A 6,593-nucleotide genomic window follows, 5' to 3' on the forward strand; every position below is an offset into this window, starting at 1 on the left:
CCCCGGCCCGTATCGGCGGGTCAGTGGTTCCTGGGGAAGCCCAGGTCCACGCCCGCCGGGGCGTCGGCCGGGTCGGGCCAGCGGGTCGTGGTGACCTTGCCGCGGGTGTAGAAGTGAACGCCGTCGTTGCCGTAGATGTGGTGGTCGCCGAAGAGTGAGTCCTTCCAGCCGCCGAAGGAGTGGTAGCCGACCGGCACCGGGATCGGCACGTTGACGCCGACCATGCCCGCCTCGATCTCCAGCTGGAAGCGGCGGGCCGCGCCGCCGTCGCGGGTGAAGACCGCGGTGCCGTTGCCGTACGGGGAGGCGTTCATGAGGGCGACGCCCTCCTCGTACGTCTCCACGCGCAGCACGCACAGCACCGGGCCGAAGATCTCGTCCCGGTAGGCGTCGGAGTCGGTGGAGACGTGGTCGAGGAGCGAGAGGCCGATCCAGTGGCCGTCCTCGAAGCCGTCGACGGTGAATCCGGTGCCGTCGAGGACCACGTCGGCGCCCTGGGCCGCCGCGCCGGTGACGTAGGAGGCGACCTTGTCACGGTGGGCGGCGGTGATGAGCGGGCCCATCTCGGACGAGGGGTCCGTGCCGGGGCCGATCTTGATCCGGGCGGCCCGCTCCTTGATGCGGGCGACCAGCTCGTCGCCGATCGTGCCCACGGCGACGACGGCGGAGATCGCCATGCAGCGCTCCCCCGCCGAGCCGTACGCGGCCGAGACGGCGGCGTCGGCGGCGGCGTCCAGGTCCGCGTCGGGCAGCACCAGCATGTGGTTCTTCGCGCCGCCGAGCGCCTGCACGCGCTTGCCGTTGGCCGAGGCGGTGGCGTGGATGTGGCGGGCGATGGGCGTCGAGCCGACGAAGGAGACGGCGGCGACGTCCGGGTGGTTCAGGAGGGCGTCGACGGCGACCCGGTCCCCGTGCAGGACGTTGAGCACGCCGTCCGGCAGCCCCGCCTCGGCGGCCAGCTCGGCCAGCAGGTTGGCGGCGGACGGGTCCTTCTCGCTGGGCTTGAGCACGAAGGTGTTGCCGCAGGCGATGGCGAGCGGGAACATCCACATCGGCACCATGGCCGGGAAGTTGAACGGCGTGATCCCCGCGACGACACCCAGCGGCTGACGGATCGAGGACACGTCGACCCGGTTCGAGACCTGGGTGGACAGCTCGCCCTTGAGCTGCGTCGTGATCCCGCAGGCCAGCTCGACGATCTCCAGGCCGCGCGCCACCTCGCCCAGCGCGTCGGAGTGCACCTTGCCGTGCTCGGCGGTGATCAGCGCGGCGATCTCGTCCCGGTGGGCGTCCAGCAGCGCGCGGTAGCGGAAGAGGACCGCCGTGCGGGCGGACAGCGAGGAGTCGCGCCAGGTCCGGTACGCGTCCTTCGCGGCGGCCACCGCCGTGTCGGCCTCGTCGGGCGAGGCGAACGCGACCCGGGTGGTGACGGCGCCGGTGGCGGGGTCGGTGACCTCGCCGTAGTTGCCCGAGGTGCCCTCGACGGTCTTGCCACCGATCCAGTGGTTCACGGTCTTCATGCTGTGGCTCCTTCAGAGGTGACGGCGTCGGCCGGCGCTGTGTCGTTCGTACTCTTTCCGTGCTTCGACCGCCGCGGGGCGGGTGGCCGTCCCGGCCACGGGAACATCCCACCACGCCTGCGCCCCGGGCGACCCCGGTCCGTCGCCGGGCGTTTCGGTCTCGACGTGTACGCAGACGGGCCGGTCGGCGGCGCGGGCCTCGGCCAGGGCCGCCCGCAGCTCGCCCACCGTTCCGGCGCGCAGGACCCGCATGCCGAGCGAGGCCGCGTTGGCGGCGAGGTCCACGGGGAGCGGGGGGCCGGTGAAGTTCCCGTCCGCCGACCGGTGGCGGTAGTCCGTGCCGAAGCGTTCGCCGCCGGTCGCCTCGGAGAGGCCGCCGATCGAGGCGTAGCCGTGGTTCTGGAGGACGACCAGCTTGACGGGGAGGCCCTCCTGGACGGCGGTGACGATCTCGGTGGGGTTCATGAGGTAGGTGCCGTCGCCGACGAGTGCCCAGACGGGCCGGTCCGGGGCCGCCATCCGCACGCCGATCGCGGCGGGGATCTCGTAGCCCATGCAGGAGTAGCCGTACTCCACGTGGTACTGGCGCGGGGAGCGGGCCCGCCAGAGCTTGTGCAGGTCGCCGGGGAGCGAACCGGCCGCGTTGACGAGGACGTCTTCCTCGGTGACCAGTTCGTCCAGGAGGCCGAGGACCTGGGCCTGGGTGGGCCGGGCCTCCGGGTCGGGCGTGGCGTACGCCGCGTCGACGCGCAGCTCCCAGCGGGCCTTGGCCTCCGTGTACTCGGTGACGTACGCGGGGTCCGTACGGTGTCCGGCCAGGGCCGCGGTGAGGGCGTCGAGAGCGGTGCGGGCGTCGGCGACGAGGGGGACCGCGGCGAGCTTGTGGGCGTCGAAGCCGGTGAGGTTGACGTTGAGGAAGCGGACGCCAGGGTGCTGGAAGAGGGTCGCGGACGCGGTGGTGAAGTCGGTGTACCGGGTGCCGATCCCGATGACCAGGTCGGCGGTGCGGGCGAGGTCGTCGGCGGTGGCGGTGCCGGTGTGGCCGATGCCGCCGACGTCGGCGGGGTGGTCGTGGCGCAGCGAGCCCTTGCCGGCCTGGGTGGAGGCGACGGGGATGCCGGTGGCGGCGGCGAACGCGGCGAGGGCGTCCTCGGCGGCGCTGTGGTGCACCCCGCCGCCCGCGATGATCAGGGGGCGGTGGGCGGCGCGCACGGCCCGTGCGGCCCGGTCGAGTTCGTACGGGTCGGGGGCGGGGCGGCGTACGTGCCAGACGCGCTCCGCGAAGAACTCCGCCGGCCAGTCGTGCGCCTCGGCCTGGACGTCCTGCGGCAGCGCGAGGGTGACCGCGCCGGTCTCCGCCGGGTCGGCGAGGACCCGCATCGCGTGCAGCGCGGCCGGGATCAGGGCCTCGGGGCGGCTGATCCGGTCGAAGTAGCGGGAGACGGGGCGCAGGCAGTCGTTGACGGAGACGTCGCCCGCGTACGCCACTTCCAGCTGCTGGAGCACGGGGTCGGCGGGGCGGGTCGCGAAGGTGTCGCCGGGCAGCAGCAGGACGGGGAGGTGGTTGACGGTGGCGAGGGCGGCGCCGGTGACGAGGTTGGTGGCGCCGGGACCGATGGACGTGGTGACGGCCTGGGCGGACAGCCGGCCCGACTGGCGGGCGTAGCCGACGGCCGCGTGGACCATGGCCTGTTCGTTGCGGCCCTGGAGGTAGGGCATCGCGGGGCCGGTCTCCAGGAGCGCCTGGCCGATGCCGGCGACGTTGCCGTGCCCGAAGACGCCCCAGGTGGCGGCGATCAGCCGGTGGCGCTCGCCGTCGCGTTCGGCGTACTGGCGCGCGAGGAAGGCGACGAGCGCCTGGGCGGTGGTGAGGCGGCGGGTGGCCTCCCCGGCCGGTCCGGTGGTGCCGGGCGTCGCGGTCATGCGTGGTCCTCCGGTCCGTGGAGCGGCAGCCGGGGGTCGACCGGCTGGGACGGCCAGGTGTCGCGGACCCAGGTGTGGTCGGGGTGGTCGCGGATCAGCCACTCCCGCTTCTCGCTGGGGCCCGCCATGACGTTGAGGTAGTACAGGGTGCGTCCTGGCGGGGCGATGGACGGGCCGTGCCAGCCGTCCGGGATGAGGACCGCGTCGCCGCCGCGGACCTCGGCCAGCACGTCCGTGCCGCCGGGCCGGGACGGGGAGACCCGGTGGTAGCCGAGGCCGCCGTCCTCGACCTCGAAGTAGTAGATCTCCTCCAGGACGGATTCCTCGCCTGGGTGGTCCTCGTCGTGTTTGTGCGGCGGGTAGGAGGACCAGTTGCCGCCGGGGGTGAGGACTTCCACGGCGATGAGCCGGTCGCAGTCGAAGGCGTCGGCGGCGGCGAAGTTGTGGACCTGGCGGGAGCAGCCGCCTGCGCCGCGCAGTTCCACGCGTACCTCCGGCGCGGGGCCGTAGCGAGCGGGGAGTCGTCGCTCGCACTTCGCTCCTGCCAGGGCGAAGCGGCCGCCTGCGCCGGAGGCGATCTGCGCGTGGGCGTCGCGCGGTACATAGGCGAAGTCGGACACGCCGCTGAACACGCTCCTACGGCCCAGCAGTTCAAAGATCTCATCTGAGATGTGCACCGTACAGCTGCCGGTCAACGGCAGTACGATCCACTCGCTCTCCCCGGTGACAAGTGTGTGAACTCCTCCCGGTTCCAGCTCCAGCACGCGGAGGCCCGAGCGCTCCCAGCCGGCCAGGTCCGGGCCGATGTCCAGGGCGTACGGGCCGTGCGCGGTGGAGCCCGCGGGCAGGTGGTACGCCGGTTCGCCTCGCATGCTCATGCCCCTTCGCCGTGTGCGGTGACCGCGCCTTCGGCGAGCGCGGCCTCGACCTCGTGCGGGAACGGCATCGCGGAGGAGCAGGCGAGCCGGGCGGCGACGATGGCGCCGGCGGCGTTGGCGTACCGCACGGTGTCCGCGAGGTCCCAGCCGCTCAGCAGCCCGTGGCAGAGCGCGCCGCCGAACGCGTCGCCCGCGCCGAGGCCGTTGACCACGTCGACGGGGAGCGGCGGTACGTCGGCGACGGTCCCGTCCCGGTGGACGGCGAGGACGCCCGCGGGGCCCTGCTTGACGACGGCCAGCTCCACGCCGGACCCGATGAGGGCGCGGGCCGCCGCGTACGGTTCGCGCTCCCCGGTGGCGATCTCGCACTCGTCCAGATTGCCGACGGCGACCGTCGCGTACGCCAGGGCCTCGCGGTAACGGGCGGACGCACTCGGCCCGGAGGTGTCCGGCGGCCAGAACACCGGGCGCCAGTCGAGGTCGAAGACGGTGGTGCCGGAGCGGTCGCGGGCGCGGAGTGCGGTGAGTGTCGCCGTACGGCTCGGCTCGGCGCACAGGCCGGTGCCGGTCATCCAGAACACCCGGGCGGCCCGGACCGCTTCGAGGTCCAGCTCGGAGGCGCGGATCTCCAGGTCGGGGGCCTTGGGCTGCCGGTAGAAGTACAGCGGGAAGTCGTCGGGCGGGAAGACCTCGCAGAAGGTGATCGGGGTCGGGTAGGCGGCGACGGGCGTCACCCACCGGTCGTCGACCCCGAACTCCCGCAGCTGCTCGCGCAGATAGCCGCCGAAGGGGTCGTCACCGGTCCGGGTCACCACGGCGGTGCGCCGGCCGAGGCGGGCGGCGGCGACGGCCACGTTGGACGGGGAGCCACCGAGGAACTTCCCGAAGGTGTCGACCCGGGCCAGCGGCACACCGGTCCGCAGGGGGTAGAGGTCCACCCCGATCCGCCCCATGGTGATCACGTCGTACGGCTGCTCAGGCATGCGACATCCCTTCGGCTGGGTGCCTGTATCTGGATCATCTCCGCTTGGATCACCGTCAATCATTTGTACGGACATACGGATGTATCCTTGACGCCCGTCTCCGCGCGTGCTGAGGCTGGGACATGACGTCCTCCCCGGCCTCCGCATCGCCCCGCATCCGCATCGGCTCCGCGCCCGACTCCTGGGGGGTGTGGTTCCCCGACGATCCCCGGCAGGTGCCGTGGCGGCGCTTCCTGGACGAGGTGTCCGCCGCGGGCTACGAGTGGATCGAGCTGGGACCGTACGGTTACCTCCCGACCGATCCGGCCCGCCTCGCGGACGAGACCGGCAGCCGGGGGCTCTCCGTCTCGGCGGGCACCGTTTTCACCGGATTGCACCACGGGCCGGACGTCTGGGAACGGACCTGGGCACATGTCGCCGGTATCGCGGCACTCACCCGGGCGATGGATGCCGGCCACCTCGTGGTCATCCCCTCCTTCTGGCGCGACGACAAGACGGGCGAGGTACGGGAGGACCGGGTCCTCACCGCCGAGCAGTGGCGTCACCTCGCCACGCAGACCGAGCGGCTGGCGCGCGAGGTCCGGGACCGTTACGGACTGCGCGTCGTCGTCCACCCGCACGCGGACACCCACATCGACACCGAGGAGAACGTCGCCCGCTTCCTCGACGCCACCGACCCGGACCTGGTCTCGCTCTGCCTGGACACCGGGCACTACGCGTACTGCGGCGGCGACAGCGTCGAGCTGATCGAGACGTACGGCGAGCGCATCGGCTACCTCCACCTCAAGCAGGTGGACCCGGAGGTCCTCGCCCAGGTGGTGGCGGCCGAGGTGCCGTTCGGGCCCGCCGTGGCGCGCGGCGTGATGTGCGAGCCGCCGGGCGGGGTCCCGGCCCTGGAGCCCGTTCTCGCCGCCGCCCGCCGACTGGACGTCGACCTGTTCGCCATCGTCGAGCAGGACATGTACCCGTGCCCGCCGGACCGGCCCCTCCCGATCGCCCGCCGCACCCGCGACTACCTCCGCTCCTGCGGGAGGCCCTGACACTTCCGGGGCCGGCCCGGCGCTGGGCAGTGACGTGAGGCCGGTGCGGGCTGTTGTCCTCGGTGAGACCGGGCCCCCGGCCCGCCCCCGCACTCACCGAGGAGCGCTCGTCATGCCCCGCACCCCCTTGCCCCCGCAGTCCCAGCAGTCCCCGCGGTCCCCGCGCCGGTCCGCCCACGCCTCGGCCCTGGCCACCGGGCTCCTGGCCGCCCTCGCGCTGGCCGCCGCCGTGGCCGCGGCGCCGGGGGC

General features: G+C 73.4%; 5 protein-coding genes. 1 reads left to right on the forward strand and 4 read right to left on the reverse strand.

From position 1 onward, the window contains the following. Positions 1-20: 20 nt before the first annotated feature. From G3I41_RS08115 to iolC, 4 genes are read right to left on the reverse strand one after another with little or no spacing between them, the layout of a single operon-like run. A complete protein-coding gene (locus G3I41_RS08115) occupies positions 21-1,520 on the reverse strand; it encodes a CoA-acylating methylmalonate-semialdehyde dehydrogenase (protein ID WP_164399618.1) in 1,500 nt (499 codons plus the stop codon). 12 nt (positions 1,521-1,532) lie between these two features. Then, positions 1,533-3,443, reverse strand: coding sequence for a 3D-(3,5/4)-trihydroxycyclohexane-1,2-dione acylhydrolase (decyclizing) (iolD, locus tag G3I41_RS08120; RefSeq protein ID WP_164399619.1), 1,911 nt, complete (start codon positions 3,441-3,443; stop codon positions 1,533-1,535). Then, positions 3,440-4,321 carry a 5-deoxy-glucuronate isomerase gene (iolB, locus tag G3I41_RS08125; protein WP_164399620.1) on the reverse strand — a complete coding sequence of 294 codons (882 nt, stop codon included), beginning with the start codon at positions 4,319-4,321 and terminating at the stop codon, positions 3,440-3,442. The genes iolD and iolB overlap by 4 nt, the downstream gene beginning before the upstream one ends. Next, entirely contained in the window at positions 4,318-5,304 is a 987-nt protein-coding gene (iolC, locus tag G3I41_RS08130) for a 5-dehydro-2-deoxygluconokinase (RefSeq protein ID WP_164399621.1), read from the reverse strand. Before iolC ends, iolB begins: the two co-directional genes overlap by 4 nt. 122 nt (positions 5,305-5,426) lie before the next feature. Between iolC and G3I41_RS08135 the strand changes: the two genes are divergently transcribed. Beyond that, positions 5,427-6,344, forward strand: coding sequence for a sugar phosphate isomerase/epimerase (locus G3I41_RS08135; RefSeq protein WP_164399622.1), 918 nt, complete (start codon positions 5,427-5,429; stop codon positions 6,342-6,344). Positions 6,345-6,593 lie beyond the last annotated feature (249 nt).

Origin of the sequence: Streptomyces sp. SID9727 (assembly GCF_010550605.1) — a bacterium.
GTDB lineage: Bacteria > Actinomycetota > Actinomycetes > Streptomycetales > Streptomycetaceae > Streptomyces.

Coding starts and splice junctions, on each gene's coding strand:
- G3I41_RS08115 (WP_164399618.1), bottom strand. CDS start 1,520: ATGAAGACCGTGAACCACTGGATCGGTGGCAAGACCGTCGAGGGCACC.
- iolD (WP_164399619.1), bottom strand. CDS start 3,443: ATGACCGCGACGCCCGGCACCACCGGACCGGCCGGGGAGGCCACCCGC.
- iolB (WP_164399620.1), bottom strand. CDS start 4,321: ATGAGCATGCGAGGCGAACCGGCGTACCACCTGCCCGCGGGCTCCACC.
- iolC (WP_164399621.1), bottom strand. CDS start 5,304: ATGCCTGAGCAGCCGTACGACGTGATCACCATGGGGCGGATCGGGGTG.
- G3I41_RS08135 (WP_164399622.1), top strand. CDS start 5,427: ATGACGTCCTCCCCGGCCTCCGCATCGCCCCGCATCCGCATCGGCTCC.